Origin of the sequence: Dichotomicrobium thermohalophilum (assembly GCF_003550175.1) — a bacterium.
Lineage (GTDB): Bacteria > Pseudomonadota > Alphaproteobacteria > Rhizobiales > Rhodomicrobiaceae > Dichotomicrobium > Dichotomicrobium thermohalophilum.
On sequence record NZ_QXDF01000002.1, the window covers coordinates 228,336 to 246,675 of the forward strand.

Annotated in this window: 16 protein-coding genes and 2 tRNA genes; 11 read left to right on the plus strand and 7 right to left on the minus strand. The window is 62.5% G+C overall.

The window, feature by feature from the left end:
- Nucleotides 1-408 precede the first annotated feature (408 nt).
- From BXY53_RS11075 to BXY53_RS11100, 6 genes are all read left to right on the plus strand, one after another.
- Nucleotides 409-774 carry a response regulator gene (locus BXY53_RS11075; protein WP_119062054.1) on the plus strand — a complete coding sequence of 122 codons (366 nt, stop codon included), beginning with the start codon at nucleotides 409-411 and terminating at the stop codon, nucleotides 772-774.
- The gene (locus BXY53_RS11080; protein ID WP_119062055.1) at nucleotides 743-1,555 is read left to right on the plus strand and encodes a sensor histidine kinase; all 813 of its coding nucleotides are present in this window, start codon (nucleotides 743-745) and stop codon (nucleotides 1,553-1,555) included. The genes BXY53_RS11075 and BXY53_RS11080 overlap by 32 nt, the downstream gene beginning before the upstream one ends.
- Nucleotides 1,556-1,703: 148 nt before the next feature.
- The gene (locus BXY53_RS11085; RefSeq protein WP_170144425.1) at nucleotides 1,704-2,261 is read left to right on the plus strand and encodes a Crp/Fnr family transcriptional regulator; all 558 of its coding nucleotides are present in this window, start codon (nucleotides 1,704-1,706) and stop codon (nucleotides 2,259-2,261) included.
- A 487-nt stretch (nucleotides 2,262-2,748) separates the two neighbouring features.
- A complete protein-coding gene (locus BXY53_RS14320; RefSeq protein ID WP_119062057.1) occupies nucleotides 2,749-3,366 on the plus strand; it encodes a response regulator transcription factor in 618 nt (205 codons plus the stop codon).
- Nucleotides 3,367-3,649: 283 nt separating this feature from the next.
- Nucleotides 3,650-3,724, plus strand: a tRNA-Gly gene (locus tag BXY53_RS11095).
- Between the two features lie 87 nt (nucleotides 3,725-3,811).
- Entirely contained in the window at nucleotides 3,812-4,432 is a 621-nt protein-coding gene (locus BXY53_RS11100; protein ID WP_119062058.1) for a carbonic anhydrase, read from the plus strand.
- 328 nt (nucleotides 4,433-4,760) lie between these two features.
- Here BXY53_RS11100 and BXY53_RS11110 read toward each other — a convergent pair whose 3' ends face one another.
- The 3 genes from BXY53_RS11110 to BXY53_RS11120 form a co-directional block, all read right to left on the minus strand.
- Complete coding sequence (locus BXY53_RS11110) at nucleotides 4,761-6,077, minus strand: HlyD family type I secretion periplasmic adaptor subunit (RefSeq protein WP_119062059.1); 1,317 nt, start codon at nucleotides 6,075-6,077, stop codon at nucleotides 4,761-4,763.
- Nucleotides 6,064-7,809, minus strand: coding sequence for a type I secretion system permease/ATPase (locus BXY53_RS11115; RefSeq protein ID WP_147361555.1), 1,746 nt, complete (start codon nucleotides 7,807-7,809; stop codon nucleotides 6,064-6,066). The genes BXY53_RS11110 and BXY53_RS11115 overlap by 14 nt, the downstream gene beginning before the upstream one ends.
- A 131-nt stretch (nucleotides 7,810-7,940) precedes the next feature.
- Nucleotides 7,941-10,292, minus strand: a complete 2,352-nt coding sequence (locus tag BXY53_RS11120) for a peroxidase family protein (RefSeq protein WP_119062061.1) — start codon at nucleotides 10,290-10,292, stop codon at nucleotides 7,941-7,943.
- Nucleotides 10,293-10,396: 104 nt separating this feature from the next.
- Here BXY53_RS11120 and BXY53_RS11125 point away from each other — a divergent pair, with 104 nt between their 5' ends.
- Nucleotides 10,397-10,660, plus strand: coding sequence for a hypothetical protein (locus BXY53_RS11125; protein ID WP_119062062.1), 264 nt, complete (start codon nucleotides 10,397-10,399; stop codon nucleotides 10,658-10,660).
- A gap of 119 nt (nucleotides 10,661-10,779) precedes the next feature.
- Here BXY53_RS11125 and BXY53_RS11130 read toward each other — a convergent pair.
- The 4 genes from BXY53_RS11130 to BXY53_RS11145 form a co-directional block, all read right to left on the minus strand.
- Nucleotides 10,780-10,856, minus strand: a tRNA-Arg gene (locus tag BXY53_RS11130).
- A 134-nt stretch (nucleotides 10,857-10,990) separates the two neighbouring features.
- Nucleotides 10,991-12,490: a sensor histidine kinase gene (locus tag BXY53_RS11135; RefSeq protein ID WP_245410447.1), complete on the minus strand. Its 1,500-nt coding sequence runs from the start codon at nucleotides 12,488-12,490 to the stop codon at nucleotides 10,991-10,993.
- 73 nt (nucleotides 12,491-12,563) lie between these two features.
- Complete coding sequence (locus tag BXY53_RS11140; protein WP_119062063.1) at nucleotides 12,564-13,988, minus strand: dihydrolipoyl dehydrogenase family protein; 1,425 nt, start codon at nucleotides 13,986-13,988, stop codon at nucleotides 12,564-12,566.
- 45 nt (nucleotides 13,989-14,033) lie between these two features.
- The gene (locus tag BXY53_RS11145) at nucleotides 14,034-14,867 is read right to left on the minus strand and encodes a TVP38/TMEM64 family protein (RefSeq protein WP_210209225.1); all 834 of its coding nucleotides are present in this window, start codon (nucleotides 14,865-14,867) and stop codon (nucleotides 14,034-14,036) included.
- Nucleotides 14,868-15,164: 297 nt separating this feature from the next.
- On the opposite strand from BXY53_RS11145, the gene rpmH reads away from it, so the two are divergent.
- The 4 genes from rpmH (at nucleotide 15,165) to yihA (ending at nucleotide 18,314) form a co-directional block, all read left to right on the plus strand.
- Nucleotides 15,165-15,299 carry a 50S ribosomal protein L34 gene (gene rpmH / locus BXY53_RS11150; protein WP_119062065.1) on the plus strand — a complete coding sequence of 45 codons (135 nt, stop codon included), beginning with the start codon at nucleotides 15,165-15,167 and terminating at the stop codon, nucleotides 15,297-15,299.
- Between the two features lie 32 nt (nucleotides 15,300-15,331).
- Nucleotides 15,332-15,757: a ribonuclease P protein component gene (locus tag BXY53_RS11155; protein ID WP_119062066.1), complete on the plus strand. Its 426-nt coding sequence runs from the start codon at nucleotides 15,332-15,334 to the stop codon at nucleotides 15,755-15,757.
- Nucleotides 15,758-15,840: 83 nt separating this feature from the next.
- Nucleotides 15,841-17,688: a membrane protein insertase YidC gene (gene yidC, locus BXY53_RS11160; RefSeq protein ID WP_119062067.1), complete on the plus strand. Its 1,848-nt coding sequence runs from the start codon at nucleotides 15,841-15,843 to the stop codon at nucleotides 17,686-17,688.
- Nucleotides 17,685-18,314, plus strand: a complete 630-nt coding sequence (yihA, locus tag BXY53_RS11165) for a ribosome biogenesis GTP-binding protein YihA/YsxC (protein WP_119062068.1) — start codon at nucleotides 17,685-17,687, stop codon at nucleotides 18,312-18,314. Before yidC ends, yihA begins: the two co-directional genes overlap by 4 nt.
- Nucleotides 18,315-18,340: the final 26 nt, after the last annotated feature.

Below are 18,340 nucleotides of genomic sequence, written 5' to 3' on the forward strand. Positions count from 1 at the left end.
TGGTCGATCCTGTGCCGGCTTAACTGGAAAGCCCTAATCCTTCCTGGCTGTCGGGAGGACGTCAGTCTTGCGAGTGTAAGTTGTGCTCCCCGAACTTCAAGCCTTTTAGGCGCGCAGACTGGTTAACAGTCTGCGCGATCCGAGAGGCGATCCACGGCCTTTAGCGCATTTCTTGAAGCTCAGCGTCAGAAACGAGTCATTCCCCCACTGGGAGGGCCCGATGGCCATCAAGAGCCGCGGGCTTTCCCTTTCGTTTGGTCATCAGCGGAGTGAGCGTTGCTTTGTGGACCCGTTCAAATGGGCCATGCTAGCTTTCTACCATGCAGCTAGGTAGCCCGATCGGCGAGGACGTCCGGCCTGCCTGGCGATAAAGGACTCCGTTGTCGCACCAGAGCCGGAGAAACAGACATGTCGAAGCTTGCGGGGCGGCGGATCCTGGTTGCCGAAGACGAGTACCTGATCGCAATGGAACTGCGGCAGGAGGTTGAAAAGACCGGCGCAGAAATCCTCGGTCCGACCGCCTCGATCGACGAGACCCTGCACCTGTTGCGCACCGCCGGTTCCGTGGACGCAGCACTGCTGGACATCAACCTTGGAGGGGAGATGGCTTATCCCGTCGCCGACGCGCTTCTGGAAAGGGGGATTCCGATCATCTTCATCTCCGGCTTCGGTCGTGAAGGGATCAGTGATAAATACGCAACCGCCCCGCTGCTCGACAAACCCGTCGTGATGCAACGCCTCCATGCCTGTCTCGACGGGGTACTGGGAAGCTGAGGCCACCGGGAGAAGGCCAGGAGACTGTGCATCCATGATTTCAGATTTGCCCGGTGGGCCGAAGGAGCAAGAGCGGTTGGCTTGTGACGAGCTTGAAAACCGTCAGGCATCCGCGCTGTTGCTTCAACATCGCATCAAGAACATGCTGGCGAACATTCGCGCGCTCGCGGCTCAAACCTACTGCAACAGCGACACTCTCGACGAATTCTACGAAGCTTTCGAGGGGCGACTGCAGGCTCTCGCGCTGGCCCAGGGCATGCTCGGCGCGCGCAAGGACGGCATGGTGAATCTCACCGATCTCGTCCTTGAACAACTCTTGTCAGATGCCGCGGCCCACCCTGATGCCGTCTCGACGGACGGCCCCGATGTTCTGCTGGAACCGGACGCGGCCCAGACATTCGCCCTGGTCATCCACGAACTGATCACCAACGCCATCAAGCACGGCGCGCTCGGTTCCGAAGACGGTCGTATTTCCGTGCGCTGGGGGATTCACGAACGCGAGCCGCAGCCGTATTTCCAGTTCGACTGGCGGGAGACCGGGGTCAGCATTGCGCCTGATGGGGGCAATCCAGGTTTCGGCCGCCGGCTCATTGAGGAAGCGGTTCCGCATCAGCTTGGCGGTGAGGCCAAGCTGCTGCTCCCGCCGGATGGTTGTCGTCTCCATATGAGCGTTCCGGTGGGGCAAAAGATCCGTCTGGTGACGTCCCTGACAGGCGGTCGTGAAGAAAGCCGCGGCGCTTTTGCGACGGCCCCCGGACAGAAAGAAAGAGATGAGTGCTAAAGATCACGTTGGATGGCGCTCCCTTTTTCTTCGGCGTCTCGGCTCCGTTAGTCCGTTGTCGGAAGGAGCGGCGTCCCTGGTGGGTGAGTTGAAATGCCTCGGCAGAACACTGCCGCCAGACGCAGAAATAAGAGCTGATGCCGGCACGATGGCCGTCGTCGCGTGGGGATCGGCATACCGCTACCGTATGCTGGCAGATGGCCGGCGGGTTGTTTTCGACGTTTTGCTGCCCGGCGATCTCATCGAACTCGCGACTCCCGCGATGGAGTCGGACCTCGCTGCAGCGGCGAGCAATAAATTGGACCTCGTCTTCGTTCGCGAGGCCCAGCTCAAAAGGCTGAGCGAGGCGAATCCCGAATTCGGCAAGGCGATCGCCATGACCACTCAGGCCGACAGTCTACGGCTCATGGCGCATGTCATGCGGTTGTCGAGGTTGACCGCATATGAGCGCGTTGCGCACTTCCTGTTGGAGATTCACGACCGACTGAATGTGATCGGCCTCGCGCCAAACGGGCGCTTTCAGATGCCTATCAACCAGATCGTCCTGTCAGACGCCCTCGGCATGACGAGGTTTCATGTCAACCGCACACTACGGCGTCTCCGGACTGACGGTTGGGTCGAGTTGAACCAGCAGGTCGTCCATCTGCGCGACGCTGAGGCGCTGGCTGATCTGTGCGAATACAAACGTTGGCACCCGGTCGCCTGAACGGGGTAATTCGCCCCCCGCCCCACACAATCACTGATCACCCGGCTGCGTGCTTGTCGGGCGATGCAAGCAGGCGCGTGCGCAAGCTCCGTGTGGTCCTGAGACCTTTCTGGTTGCCGCGATGTGATAAAGAGCAACCGGCGCGCGAGAAAAAGTTCCTAAGGTGTCAGTGTCTTCCGTCCGCGTATGGCGGAGCAGGCGGGACGGACTGAACACGTGCGCCTGTAATGCCGGGCCGGTCGCAGTTCACGCGTGGAATGGAAACCGCGGCTCCACCTTCAGTGCTGCAGGGGCAGAGGGCGAATAAGGTCGCTCCCCGGCGCAAAGTTCCTTGCGATGCGCCAAATTGCTCAAGGCTGCGCGCGTAACGAGTTGAATAATAACGGTCTGATTATACGAAGATGATGGTTTCGTTCAGGGGGTGTGACAGCGTTATGATTATTCAAGTTATGTCTTTTCCAATTGTAATTCTTCAGATTCGATCGCTATGATAAGTTACACAACAGTTGGAATTTTCATATATAATGATGATGTGCGAGCGAATATCGTCAATGAGCTGTCCAGTTCGCGTTTTGCGCTGAGATCCTATTCGCAGGCGAAGGAATTTGTGAACGCACTCAATTCGTCACAAATCGATTGCGCTTTGGCAGATGCGTTCTTTCAAAACGGTAAGGGCGCGGACATTCTTGACAAACTCTTGAAGGGCGTATGCGAGTGCCCCGTCTTGTTGGTTGACACGGTAATGCATGCCGGTGTCACGCTGAACGCTACGGGATTCGGGGTTGCGGGCGTTATCAGGCCACCGTTAACCCGGAACAACCTCTTGCAGGCGATCGAGCTGGCCCTGGCCAATGGCAGGGGGCAAGAACGCGTCGGATCAAGCGAGCGCTTCGCCAAAGAGGAAGCTCTTCAGGGGTTGACGTGTCGAGAGCGGGAGGTCCTGGCCCTCTTGGTGAGCGGATACCGCAACAAGATGATTGCACACGAACTGGGCATCAGCCAGAGGACCGTTGAAGTGCATCGGGCGCGCCTCATGCGCAAGCTCAACGTGAAATCCTTCGCTGATCTTATTCGCCTAGCGATGGAGAACAGGTCAGCCTCCTAAGACAAGGGCGTTGCTGGAAAAGGTTGTCACCTGGGTCGCCTGCGTACGGTGAACTGAATGCGGAGCCCTTTAGGGTGGCGCTAGGCGGAACGCGTCATGCCGTTGGGCCATAATCCTCCGGTTTAGTGTGAAGTTGACACTGTGCCTCGATTTGCCCCACATTTAAAAGCACGCGCCCCATCTTCGCGATATCTGCGCGGGCTGCAATCTGGCGTAGTGGAGGCGTTAACACTCTGTTCACATTCAGAAAACATAATAACGTCAACAGGTTGAGAAGAAATTCGCGGGTGTAGTTCAGTGGTAGAACGCGACCTTCCCAAGGTCGATGTCGTCGGTTCGATTCCGATCACCCGCTCCATCGCTCCGATGAGCGCAGGCCCTGTCCGCAGGCGCCCATGAGACCGGCCATCGCGTCCGCGAATGCCGCGACCGGGACCTGAACCTCATGACCACATCACTCCCTGACATTTTCCAGCGCAATCGCCTCTGGGCCGCACAGCATCTGGAAACGGACCGCGATTACTTTCACCGTCTCTCCACCCTGCAAAAGCCCGACTACCTCTGGATCGGTTGCGCCGACAGCCGCGTGCCGGCCAATGTCATTACCGGGCTGGAGCCGGGAGAGGTCTTCGTGCACCGCAATGTCGCCAATGTCGTGCATGCCACGGACATGAACTGCATGTCCGTCGTGCAATACGCGATCGAGCATCTTGGTATCCGGCATATCATCATCTGCGGGCATTATGGCTGTGGCGGCGTGCACGCGGCGATGGCGCCGCCAGGGCACGAACTCGTGGACTACTGGCTGGATGCCGTCAGGGCGACAGCGCGCGATCACGCCGACGAGCTGGCCGGGTTGGAGACAGACGCAGCGCGGGCGGACCGGCTTTGCGAGCTGAATGTGCGCGCACAGGTGCGCAGCCTGTCCCACTCGCCGATCCTGCAGCGTGCCTGGGAGCGCGGCGAGGACATCGCGGTGCATGGCTGGATATACGGGCTTGATGACGGGCTGTTGCATGATCTCGGATGCGACGTAACGGGCGCGGCGACGACCGCGTCGGGGTGATGTGTCGCGGTTTGAGCCGGTCCATGCACGGTTGCGTATCAAGCGCTGGGACGGAGACTTTGCTGGTCCGGCTCCGGGCGCTGCCGAAGGGCTACAGCGAAGGATGGTATGACGGCCGGCGCTTCCGTGCGGCTGTTTCGGTGTCCCGCGACGGCCGGCGATGGAAGCTGTATGCAGAGGAGCTCGGCGGTCGGGGCCGGGTGAGCTGCAATCTTTACGTGCTTGATAGTGGCGTCCTGCTCAAGCCATGCGAAATGCCGGCCACGGAGGTTCTTGCTTTCGCAGCTAGCTACACACCTGACGGGATGGTCTGATCCCCGACAATGGTTCAAGCCTCCCGCATCGACCGCGCGAGGCTGTCGAAGATCGGGCGCAGCAGGTACTCGACGAGGGTGCGCTCGCCCGTCTTGATGTAGACCTCCGCAGGCATCCCGGGCAGGGTCTGGCGCGAGATGGCGTTGTCCGGCTCTTCGGGCTTCAGCGCCACGCGCACGGCATAATACGGCTTCTTTTGCTCGGCATTGGTGAGCTTGTCGGCGGAGACATAGATGACTTCGCCCGCCACGACCGGCGTCACCCGCTGGTTGAGGGCGCTCAGACGGACCCAGCTTTCCTGGCCAACGCGCACGAGATCAATGTCCTGCGGCCGCACTTCGGCCTCGATCACGAGGTCGTCGTCCAGCGGCAGCAGCTCGATCATCTCCTGGCCCGAAGAGATGACGCCGCCTGCGGTGTATTCGGTAAGCTTGACGACGATGCCCTTGACCGGCGCGCGTACTTCCAGCCGCTCTACCACGCTGCGCGCCTGGCGCAGCTGCTCGCCGACATCGTCGCGCTGGCTGCGCACCTCGCGAAGTTGCTCGACCGCCTCCTCCACCCGCTTCGATTTGAGGTGAATGATCTGCGAGCGAATCTCCTGGATCCGCTCCTTGGCGCGGCCGATCTGGGCGGTGAGTGCGCCGACATTGCCCCTCAGCTTTGCACGCGACCGTTTCAAGGCGAGGAGTTTCGTGATCGACGTGAGCCCCTTATCGAACAGCGTCTCGACGCCCTCAAGCTCCTGTTCGACGAGGGACAGCTCGGCGGACACCGCCTCCCGTTGCGCTTCCAGCCCCGCGATTTCCTCGTCAATCGCGGCCTTGCGGCGACGCAGCACCAGAATCTCGTTGGCAAGCTCCTCCCGGCGGACGGCGAATTCGGCGCGCTGGCCTTCAAGGATTTCCTGCAGGTCCGCATCCTCGCTCGCCAAGAGTTGCGCGGGAAAGCGAAGCTCTGAGCGGCCGTGCTGCTCCGCCACGAGTCGCGCTTCGCGCGCGCGGAGGTTGTAATGCTTCAGCTCCAGCCGACGGAGCTTGGCGCGCGCGGCCGTCTCGTCCAACCGTAGAAGGAGTTGGCCCCGCTCCACGATGTCGCCCTCCTTGACGAGGATCTCGCGCACGATGCCGCCCTCGAAATGCTGGATGATCTTGTTGCGGCTGCTCGCCACGAAGCTTCCATGCGCGACGATGGCGCTGTTCAGGGGCGCGGTGATACCCCAAGCGCCGATCGCGACGAAAGTCAGGACGACGATCCCCAGCCCTGCCGCCGCCGCAGCGAGAATGTTGCGTGGCGGCGCGGGGCGCTTTTTCCGGTCAACCTGTCGCATGACCGCCCACCGTGCTCATTGCGAGCGATGGCTCGCGGGATCGCGTAAAATAGCTCGGGGCGCACGGCGCCGAGCGCCCGGCAAGTGAGGCCATGACTTCGTCCCGTGCGCCGAACAAGGCGCGGGTGCCATCGCGCAGGACGAGCATCTTGTCGACGCGTGAAAGCAGCGCCGGCTTGTGCGTGATGATGATGACTGTGGAGGCGTGCTCGCGGAGCCTGTCGAGGCACTTCACCAGGGCGACTTCCCCGTCGGAGTCGAGATTGGCGTTCGGCTCGTCCAGTACGATCAGCCGGGGCAGGCGATACACGGCCCGGGCGAGCGCGATACGCTGGCGTTGCCCGCCGGAGAGCACGTGCCCGCCAGCGCCGATAACCGTATCGAAGCCGCTGGGCAAATGCAGGATCGTCTCCCTCGCCCCGGCGATTTCTGCCGCCTCCACGATGCGCGCGTCGTCCTGTGTGTCGAAGCGCGCGATGTTTTCGCTGACCGTGCCTTCAAGCAACTCGACATCCTGCGGCATGTAGCCGAGATGCGGGCCGAGATCCGCCTTCGGCCAGCCGCTTATCTCCACGCCGTCCAGGCGGATCGACCCTGTCGTGGCCGGCCAGAAACCGATGAGCAGCCGCGCAAGCGTCGTCTTGCCGGCGCCGCTGGGGCCGATCAGGCCCATGGCCTCGCCCGGGTGCAGTTCAAAGGAGACGCGCTTGAGCACAGGCTCGGCCTGGCCGGGCAGGCGCAGCGTTACGTCATCCGCGAGGAGCCGGCCTTCGGGCGGCGGCAATTTGGTCGCCGGCAGATCGCCCCCTGTATCGGCGAGCGTCTCCTTCAGCCGCGCATGGGCCGCGCGCGCGTCGATCACCTGTTTCCAGCCGCCGATCGCCGCCTGCACCGGCGCCAGCGCCCGGCCCATGATGATGGACGCGGCAATCATGACGCCGGGTGTTATGATTTGCTGCAAGGCCAGCCAGGCACCAAAGCCGAGAATGGCGATCTGCAGGAGGAGCCGTACCGTCTTGGCCACCGCGTTGATCGCGGCGACCCGGTCGCTCGCCGATGCCTGAAAGGCCAGCCCGCTCTCGTGGTTGTCCAACCAGCGCTGTTCCAGCGCGCCGACCATGCCCATGGCGGTAACCGCTTCGGCGTTACGCGCCATGACGTCGACGCACTCGTTGGCCTTGCGGCTGTCGCTGGCGGCGGTCTGCATCGGTCCGCGCGCGGCAACTTCGCCGAGGATCGCAAGACCCAGAATGATGAGCGCACCAACCAGCGCGACCGTGCCCAGCAGCGGGCTGAACAGGAAGATGATGACCAGATAGAGCGGGGTCCACGGCGCATCCATCAGCGCCAGCATGCCGGAGCCGGAGAGAAAGCTGCGCAGCGTTGCCAGGTCGCGCAGCGGCTGGCCCGCCGCAGATCCGGGCTTGTTGAGCGCGGCGCGGAACAGCGGGCTGCTGAGCTTCTCGTCGAGCACCGCGCCGACGCGCACCAGAACCCGGGAGCGCGCGATATCCACCAATGTGTTCAGGACGAGCAAGCCGACGGCGAGGATGCTCAGCATGATCAGCGTGTCGGTACTCATCGAGGCGAGCACGCGGTCGTAGATTTGCAGCATGTAGAGCGGGACGGTGAGCATCGCGATGTTGATGAACAGGCTGAACACCGCAACGATGAAGAAGGCCCCGCGTAACGACCTGAATGCCTTTTTCAGAGGGTTATGTTGATGGCTCATGCTGTTGGCCGGCACCCGATGACGGTTTTCAAGCTCGGCGGCCAGACGACCGCGGCGACTTCGGATCAGGCGCGGACCCACGGCGCGGATGCCTGCGGAGCCCGGCCTGAGCAAGCGGTAAGAAATCCCGCTCAGACGTAGAGACCGTCAGAGTCCTGATCGAGGATGAAGTTGTCCTCGTCCAGCCGCCAGAGCTTCACACCGACCAATTCGACCTTGTCGCCATTTTCGCTCAGCTCGATGGTCGTTCCCCCGCGCTTGTGGGTGGAAGCCGTTTTCACCTCGTCGACCGAACTGAAGCCGTAGTCCGAGAGGTCGAGCTTGTCGTGCCGGCCGAAGCCGATGACCTTGTCATGGCCGCTACCCTGCTCGAACACGAACGTGTCGGAGCCGAAGCCGCCGAACATGACGTCGTTTCCGTGGCCGCCGTTCATCAGGTCGTCACCGAGGCCGCCATACATCCGGTCGTGGCCTTCGCTGCCGTAGATGTCATCGTCGCCCTGGCGGCCCATCAGGCGGTCGTTGCCTTCGAAGCCAATCACGAGATCATGACTCGATGTGCCCACAAGAAAGTCGTCATGATCATCGCCGCCGATCCGGTCGTGCGCGATGAAAGCATCATCCTGCAGATACGCGATGTCTGTGTTCCGCTTGATGATTTCGGAAAACGAAGTTTGCTTGATCTCGTCCAGAAGCAGCGGGTTGTCCGCCAAGCGCTTTTCAAAATAATAGCTGTCGCCGTCCCGCAGCCGGACGAATTGGTCAACGACGATTGTCTGGAAGCTTTCCCCCAGTTGTGAGCCCTCCACCGGCTCCTCGATCAGGCCGCCGATCCAGAGATCGACGTCGTCCACGGTGTCATAGTGCCCGGCAAGCGCATCGGCGAGGTCACGATTCCCGCCCGTGAGGTCCAGGAAGCTCTGATGCTTGCCGAGACCCAACTCGTCGCGAACTTCATTCAATGTCCCCAGGCCGTGGTCGAGGCCGCGGAGGTGATTGAGGACCGAAAGATCGCGGACCTGCACGCCTCCGGGGCTCGGGAACAGGAGGCTCCGCACGTCTTCAACCAGATGCTGATCAATCTCTTGCGCGGTCTGCTCCGCTATACCCCGCACAAGCGTGTCGACCGAGCCGGCGTCCTTCAGAATGGCAGCATTGAAGAACATCTGCGACAGCGCGAGGTCGCCGGCCGAGTCCCCGTTCTCCCGCGTACGCAGAACTTGCGACGACAGCAGGCTGTGACCGAGCCGGAAAGCCGCAGTGGCAAACTCATGGGAGATGCCGGCATTGATCGTCGGGTCGTAGCCTCCGTATTCCGGGATGTTTTCAGCGCCCACCAGCAACGGCAACCACTCGTCGAATACGATATGCTGCATGAGGGCTTCGACCTTGATTTTCGTGGCGTCGAAAATGTCATCGGCTGACCAATCCGGGAATTTCGTCCGAAGCTCCTCCGCGATGCGGTTATGCTCCTTGACCCAGATCGTGTGCATTGAGGTGAGTGCACTGTTTTCACCGGCACGGACGTCACCGGCCTGAAACTGGTCGCGGGGAGAGTCACCGATCGGCAGCAGATCGCCGCCTGCGCTCGTTGCGAGCAGCCAGGGTTTGTCAGTGTCGCGCAAGCTCGCGAGAGTCGCTTGGTCGGAGCCATACACGCTGCTGGCATCGACAAAACTCGTAATCCCGTTCGCATGTTGAGGCGGGTTGCTCGCGTCGCTGCCTGTTCCGTCAACCTTGGTCGAGCTTTCTATGCCAAGCTTGGCGCCCACGAAATTCGGGTTTGGTTCGTCCTCGGGCGCTATGATGTACGGGCCTTCCTCGGTGCCCTCGGCCGCGATGTCGATGTCGTGGTCGATGAACTGTCCGAAGAAGGTGAACAGGTCGTTCACCCCGAACGAATTTTCGATTGGCGCATCCTGCTTGATGACGTCATTGGAGAGCGCGCGATAGTTCGTGCGCGGCTCAAGCGGCTCCGTCGAGTCGCCGTGATATTCGTAATAGGCCTTGGTCAGCCGCAAGAACTGGCTGTCCGCCGCGCCCCAGTTCTCATAAGCGTCATTGTTTCCCGACCCGTCCATCGAGCGCATTTCAAGATCCCTCAACGCCTCATGGGGGTCGCCGCTCTGATCGGGCGGGGTGTCGGGGTCCTTGTCCGGTTTGTCGTCAGGATCGTCGAAAGGCCAACCGGGTATGTGGAACGGCGGCTTGTGAAAGTCCGGCTTGTCAAAGTCGGGCTTTTGAGGTTGCCAGTGTGGAAGACTGTCCCAGCGCCCTATCTTGTCATAAGCGTTGTTATCGTGATCGTCCCGGGAGTCATGCGTCTTGCTTCCGTAATCGAAGCGCAAATTTTCCGATTTTTCGTCCTTGTCGGCGCGGGTGGCCCGTTTGTCGACGTCTCGGTGGAATGTCTCAATCTCGTCAGCGAAAAGTTTTGCCATATAGGCAAATACATCCTGGTTCCCTTTGCCGAGGGTCTTCATGGCCTCTCTCCCTTACCCAAACCCCATCGTGGACTGCCTCCGAGTGGGTACAGCGATGTTCTCTCGGATATGGATAAATAGTCCTTGACTTTGGGGCGAGACCAATGCTGAAGTTCATTTATTATTGCCTTTTTATTATGCCGAGTGTGTTTTTATTATTCAAGTCGAGCGCGTTTTGCTTGAAAGTTCATTCGCCACGCTCCGCGGATTTCAATAAAATGCAGCCTTGGGAGATGTGCAGGCGCGGTCGGATGCGCCCGCGCCCGGTCGAGGCGAAGGCGGAGGTGGCGGGATTCCGGCGGCGAGTCATTCGTTATGTCGGCATGACCAGAGAGCGGGAAGGAATCTGCGGGGGCGGCGAAGGGTGAAAGCGGGCCGGAGATATTCGATGAGGGGAGCGCGTAATACCCGAGCCGGCAGCGCGACAAATCAGGGGCAGCCTGCCGAGGGGAAGAGGCAGAACCTGGTCGACAATGTTCGAGATGGATGGCGCACCGGGGAGGATTCGAACCCCCGACCCCCAGATTCGTAGTCTGGTGCTCTATCCAGCTGAGCTACCGGTGCTGATCGTTGTCACGCGGCCCCTGGGAAGGGCCGTAGCCGCCGCACGCATAACGTGCCAGCGCCTCGAACCGCCGTTGTAGTCCTTCGAGTCCTGCAAGGCAAGCCCTGACTGCCAGCCCTGAGACGCCGAGCCGCTACGAGTTCTCCTGGTGCGACGCGCGGTCCGCGCTGTCGGGCAGTTCGATACGGAACGTCGCACCCGCGCTGTTATCGGCCAGCTCGATCCGGCCGCCGTGGGCGCGCACCAACTCTGATGCAATCGCCAGCCCGAGCCCCGTGCCACCGTTGCGGACTGAACCGCGGAAGGCGGCGAACAGGTTCTCCTGAGCCTTGGCGGGAATGCCCGGGCCAGTATCCGAGACCTGCAGCCTGATCATGTCGCCATGCCGGCGCGCGGTAACGGTAACAAGCGCCTCGTGCGCTTCACGGCTCTCCTCCAGGGCTTCGCAAGCGTTGCGCACGAGATTGGCGACCACGCGGTAGATTTGGTCACGATCAGCGTAAACGTCCAGGCCTGCCGGCACGTCGATGTGCCACGCGATGCCCTCGCGCGGCAGCATCAGCGCATCCCCCACTTCCTCGATTAGCGGACGTAACGGGAAGCGCTCGCGCTCGGGCGGCGGCTCTTCGCTACGGCCGTATTTCAGCGTGTCGGAGCACAGCCGGATCGCCCGGTCCAGCGAGGCGATCAGCTTCGGCGCAAAGCGCTGCACGGTCGGATCCGGGATAGAGCCCATGCGGTCGGAGATGAGTTGCGCGCTCGAGAGCATGTTGCGAAGGTCGTGATTGATCTTGCTCACGGCGAGGCCCAGCGCGGCCAGACGGCTTTTCTGGCGCAGCAGGTTGGTGAGCTGGCCCTGCATGTCGGCCAGTTCGCTCTCGACGATTCCGATCTCGTCCGAGCGCCTGGACGGCGCGATGGCGCGCGCGGGGTCCTCCGGGTCTTCGCCGAAAGCCACCATGTTCTGCGTGAGCCTGGAAATCGGCTTCACCAGCAAACCGTTCAGCGAGATATAGACCAGGGTTGCGGCAATCAGCGAGATCAGCAAGGACAGCGCAAGGATGTTCAGCCCGTAGCGGACCATCGCCGCTTTCAACAGACTTTCATCCAGAATGATCTCGATAAAGGCGCCGTCGCCGGCCTGGACAGGGCCGATCACGCGGATCATGCGCCCGTCGGGCGCGATGAAGGTGTGGAGCGCATCGCCAATTAGCGTGAGCCAGGAGGCGTCCCGCAGGTCATAGCTCGCATCCACGCTGCTGGGCATGTCCCGCTCGAGCAGCAGGCTGCGAAAATCCTCGCGCTTGAGCGCCACAGCCTCCACCTTCGCCGTGTCGAGCAGATCGCTCCGCAGGTCCTGGGGCAGCGTGCCGACCGGCGCGGCCTCGACCGAAAGCGCCGCGATGCGCGCCGCCATCAGGCGCTCGCCAAGCCAGTTCTTCCGGTAATTTGCGACTGACGGCACGAAGATCAGCACTTCCGCGATCATCACGAAGAGGATGGTCAGCCACAAGAGCTTGGCCGACAGCCCCATGCGGATGACGCGGCGCTTGCGCTCGGCTCCGTTCGACGTTTCCGACGTGGTGCTTTCGCCGTCTTGCTTCGCGCCTGTGCCGGGCAACAACACGGTCACGGCGTTCCTCGGAATTCGGTGTTCCGCGCCCACGACCGCGCCGCGAGAGCGGAATTTCGTAACTGCCTCCGGTTTACCCCAATTTTCGCAACAAGCCAATCACGCGCCGGATCATGGGGTTTGTGAGGCTCGGTGTGTAGAAGTTGATCGCGGCGCGCTTGTTGATCTCCGCAAGCGTCGGATAGGGCGACACGATACTCGCCAGTGCGCCGATCTTCATGTTCTTGTGCATCGCCAGGCTCCACATCTGGATCAGTTCGCCCGCCTGCTCCCCGACCATGCTCGCGCCGATGACGCGTCCGCGCCTGGTGGTGATGACCTTGAGGAAGCCATCCGTCGCGCGCTCGGCCTGGGCGCGGTCGTTGTCGCTGTAGGGCCAGCGGTAGACATGGACCTTCCTGTACTTCTTGCGCGCCTCCTCTTCCGTCAGGCCGACCTGCGCCAGTTCCGGATCGGTAAAGGTCACGCGCGGCAAGATCTCCTCATTGACCTTCGCAGGCAGGCGGAACAGCGCATTCTTGATGACCACGCTGGCGTGGTAGTTGGCGACGTGGGTGAACTGCAGCCCGCCGGTTACGTCACCGATGGCATAGACGCGCCTGTTGCTTGTGCGCAGGCCCTTGTCGACCTTGATGCCGGTACGGTCATGGCGCACCGCGGCGTTGTCCAGATTGAGCTTCTCGATGTTCGGCCGGCGGCCGGTCGCCAGAAGCAGATGCGAGCCATCGATGGAGTAGGACTGTCCGCCACGCGCGAAAAGCACCTGAACGCGGTCGCCGAACGGCTCGAAACGCTCCACGCGTGCGTCGGAGATGATTTCGACGCCTTCGGACTCCATCTGGCGCAATACCACCTCGGCCAGTTCCGGGTCTTCCTTTGCCAGGGGCGTGAACGCCTCCAGCACCGCGACCTCGGTGCCAAGGCGGCGAAAAGCGTGCGCAAGCTCCATCCCGATCGGGCCGCCGCCGACGACGATCAGCTTTTCGATCCGCTGCTTGTTGTCGAAGATCGTCTCGTTGGTGAAATAGGGCACCCGCTCGATACCGGGGATCGGCGGCAGGGCCGGGGAGGAGCCCGTGGCAATGACGAAGCGGCGCGCCTTGATCTCGCGCCCGTCGGCAATGACGGTTTCCTTGTCGCGGAAGCGCGCTTCGCCCTTGATCACGTTGACGCCCAGCCCTGTGAACCGCTCTACCGAGTCGTTAGGTTCGATGGCCGCGATCACTTCGTGGATGTGATCGTGAACCCGGTCGAACTCCACAGCCGGCTCCAGAGGCTTGATCCCAAATGGGCCGGAGGCCCGCATTGTATGGGCGCGCCTGGCCGCGGCGATCAGCGATTTCGAGGGCACGCAACCATAGTTGAGGCAGTCGCCGCCCATCTTGTCGCGCTCGATCAGCACGACGTCCACGCCGAACTGCGCGGCCGCTGCCGCCACCGATAGCCCGCCGGAGCCTGCGCCGATCACGCACAGGTCTGGCGTCAACTGCTCCGCCATAGAATGCCCCCTTTGTTTGTCGTGGCCTGCCCGCGCGATGATGCGTCACGCCTTGGGTTGCTGCCTCAGTTTTTTGACGATCGCGGGGATCAGCGCAACGATTCCAAGCGCGGCGAACGCGATCAGCAGTTCGGTCGTGATGAGCGTGCCCGGATCAAACCGGAAGCTGCAGGGCGGATCACCTGCGTCCCGTGCGACCTGGCAGGACTGAAAGGCTTCACGCTGTGCGGCCAGGACGCTGTCCAGCCCAGCCCCGGCAAAGGCGAAGGCGAAAGTTCCGGGAATGATGCCGAGCGCGGTGGTTATGACGTAGGTGCGCAGCGACACGCCGAGCAGGGCGGGCGCGAGATTCACGACCCAGAAGGGAAAGACCGGGACAAGGCGCAGAAAGAGCAGGTAGCTGAGCGCGTTCTCCTGAAACCCGGCGCGGAACTTGTTCAGCCACGGTCCGGCGCGTGCCGCCAACGGCTCACCCACCGAACTGCGCGCGATGAGGAAGATCGCCGTGGCGCCAAGCGTCGCCGCGAGAACGGTGACGACGCCACCCAGCAACCACCCGAAGAGCAGCCCGCCCGCGACGGTGAGCACCGCCCCGCCCGGCAGCGACAGGGCGATGACCACGACATAGATTGCTGCATAGACGGCGAGCGCGGCGACCAGGTTCTCGTTGATCCAGGCCTGTAGCGCCTGCTGGTTCAGCGCGAGCTGCTGGAAGGAGATCAGGTTGTGCCACCCCTGCGAAAGGATCAGCCCAGCCGCTGCAGCCAACAGAATCAGGGGCATCAGCCGGCGCCACAGGGGGCGGCGCGGTACGGCCTCGCCGAGTTCCGGTTCGCGCGCGCCGCTTTCGGGCTCGGGTGGCGTATTTTCGTCGGTCAAATGTTCGGCTCCATAATGGGCAGCGTTCAGCTTACCGCCGGTCATGCGTCAGGCTCCAGTCCGCATCGTCATCGTCAAGGGCGTTGCGCTCAGCGGATAAGGCAGATGCGTTGAGCGCGGCCTCGCGCATCCTATCTAGAGGGGGAGCGTCGTCGCGGGAATGCCCTGTCAAGCGCTCGTGATGAGATGTGCCCGGCGGTGATGACCACATGGATTGCCGGCGCTCTGGACAGGCAAAGCGAAGCAATCCTATAAGCACGCCAGATACCGACAGACTACAGACGAGGGAGACAGAGGGTGAAACGCAGCTTTCAGCCCAGCAAGCTTCGGCGCAAGCGCAGGCACGGTTTCCGCGCGCGCATGAGCACAAAGGCCGGGCAAAAGATCCTGGCGCGCCGTCGTGCGCGTCGGCGCAAGCAACTCACGGCTTAAGCGGCGGACGCCGCGCCCGAGGGCCGGCTCGCATGGCGCGACTGAGGACATTGAAAGACCGGCGGGACTTTGTCAGGTTGAAATCCGGCCGGCGCTGGGTGACGCCGGCTTTTGTGCTGCAGGCCGCGCCGCAGCCCGAAGATATCAAGGCCGGGGGACCCCGCTTTGGCTTCACCGTTTCGCGCCACGCGGTCGCTCATCAGGGGCCGCAAGGGCGCAAGCGCGGCGGCGCAGTGCGGCGCAACCGGGCGCGGCGGCGCCTGAAGGAGGCCGTAAGGCGCGTGGCGCCGGTGGATGCGCGACCGGACTTCGACTATGTGGTGGTCGGAAGGGCGGCCGCGCTGGAGCGGGACTTCGACGATCTGCTTAAGGACTTGCAAAAAGCATTCGCCAAGGTGCACGGCGCCGAACGGCAGGCGAAGCGGCACAGAGCGTCGCAGCGCGCGAAAGGCGCTTGAATTTGCTGGCGCGGCAGCTTTCGAAAAGCTAAACGGAGCCTATATGCAGGCCAAATTGGACGCGCGGGAGTGTTCCGGCTTTGATGGACGAGAAGAACCGTAATCTACTGCTGGCCGTCGTTCTGTCGGTCATCGTGCTGTTTGTCTGGCAGGCGCTGGTCATCGGGCCTCAGCGCGAGGCGACGCAGCAACAGCCCCAGCAGCAGACCACGCAACAGACGCCCGCGCAGGGGCAGTCCCAGACCGGCACGCCGGCGCCGTCCGCGACGGGCGAGCCGAGTGCTGGCACAGCTCCCGGAACCGGTGCCCCGGGCCTGCCCGCGGCGACTTCCTCGCGCGAGGCCGCCATTGCCGCCACCCAGCGGGTCCCGATCGACACGCCCAGCCTGCGCGGCTCGATCAATCTCAAGGGCGGGCGCATCGACGATCTGACCCTGAAGAAGTACCGCGTCGCCGTCGCCAAGGACAGCGACAACGTCACGCTGCTCTCACCCTCCGGCAGTCCTGCGCCGAGCCGCGCCTTTTACGCTCAGCACGGCTGGACGACCGCCGGCAGCGGCGTCAGCGTGCCCGGCCCGGATACCGAGTGGAGCGTGGAAAGCTCTGGCCCACTATCGCCCGGCAACCCCGTCACGCTGGTCTATGATAACGGCGAGGGGTTGGTATTCCGCCGCATCATCGAGGTGGACGAGAACTACATGTTCTCCGTCACCCAGAAGGTTGAGAACAACACCGGCGAGGCGATCCAGCTCTTCCCCTACGGCCTGATCTCCCGCCATGGCGTTCCCGATACCCAGGGATTCTTCATCCTTCATGAAGGGCCCATCGGCGTGCTTGGCGAAGACGGGCTTGAGGAGTTCGATTACGACGACCTGCTGGAGACGGCCGCCCCGAGCACCTATTCGGCGACCGGCGGCTGGCTGGGCATCACCGACAAATACTGGGCCGCCACGCTTATTCCGCCGCAGGACGCGGCCTATGACGCCCGTTTTGTTGGCGACGGCCAGGGCATGCAGGCGCGGTTCCAGACCGATTATCTGCTGCCGGCCGTGCAGGTTCCGGCCGGCGCGACCGGCGAGGTCACGACGCGGCTCTTTGCGGGGGCGAAGGAAAGCAGCCTGATCGACAGCTACGAGGAGAACCTCGGCATCCAGCAGTTCGAGCTGCTGATCGACTGGGGCTGGTTCCACTTCATCACGAAGCCCCTCTTCATCGCGCTGGACTTCTTCTACAACCTGGTCGGCAATTTCGGCGTCGCGATCCTGATCGTGACGGTGCTCATCAAGCTCGTTTTCTTCCCGTTGGCGAACAAGTCCTACGAGTCGATGAGCAAGATGAAGAAGCTCCAGCCGGAGATGCAGCGCCTCCGTGAACTCTACAAGGACGACCGGATGCGCCAGCAGCAGGAGCTGATGGAGCTTTACAAGAAGGAGAAGGTGAACCCGATGTCGGGTTGCCTGCCGATCCTGATCCAGATCCCGGTGTTCTTCGCGCTCTACAAGGTGCTGTTCGTCACGATCGAGATGCGCCACGCGCCGTTCTTCGGCTGGATTCAGGACCTGTCCGCGCCCGACCCGACCAGCATCTTCAACCTGTTCGGTCTGCTGCCGTTCGCCGTGCCGGAGTTCCTGCAGATCGGCGTCTGGCCGATCATCATGGGTATCTCGATGTTCGTGCAGATGCGGCTCAACCCGATGCCCGGCGATCCGATCCAGCAGAAGATCTTCACCTGGATGCCGGTGTTCTTCACCTTCATCCTGGCGACCTTCCCGGCCGGGCTGGTGATCTACTGGACCTGGAACAACATCCTGACCATCGCCCAGCAATGGTTCATCATGCACCGCCAGGGCGTTGAGGTGAATCTGTTCGAGAACATGGGGCTGGACAAGCTGTTCAACCGGCTGGGGGTCGGCGGCTCCAGCAAGAGTTGACCGTGACGGCGGACACGCAAGGGCTGTTCTCTGGGCCGATCCACTTCATCAAGGGCGTCGTGCGTATTGACGGGTTGCCCGTCGAACCGCTGCCCGAGGTCGCCTTTGCGGGCCGCTCGAACGTTGGCAAGTCAAGCCTGTTGAACGCCCTGACCGGGCGCAAGGCGCTTGCGCGTACCTCGAACACGCCGGGGCGAACCCGCGAACTCAACTATTTCCGCGTCGGCGACCTGCTGTACATTGTCGATATGCCTGGCTACGGCTATGCCAAGGCGCCGAAGTCACAGGTGAAGGGCTGGAACGAGCTCATCTACGCCTACTTGCGCGGCCGCCCGCAGCTCAAGCGGGTTTTCCTTCTCATCGACGCGCGCCACGGCATCAAAAACACCGACAAGGACGTGCTGGCGCTGATGGACGAGGCGGCGGTGTCCTATCAGGTTGTGCTCACCAAGATCGACAAGATCAGCGCGGGGCAGCTCAAGCGGGTGCAGAGCGAAACGGCTGCCTACCTCGCCAAGCACCCGGCGGCGCACCCGGATATCATTGCCACCTCGGCGCAGAAGCGACTCGGAATCGACGACCTGCGCGCGGCGATTGTCGAGCTGATCGCGGCCGGTCAGGTCTGAAGCGGGTGCCTTCGCACGGAGGGCGC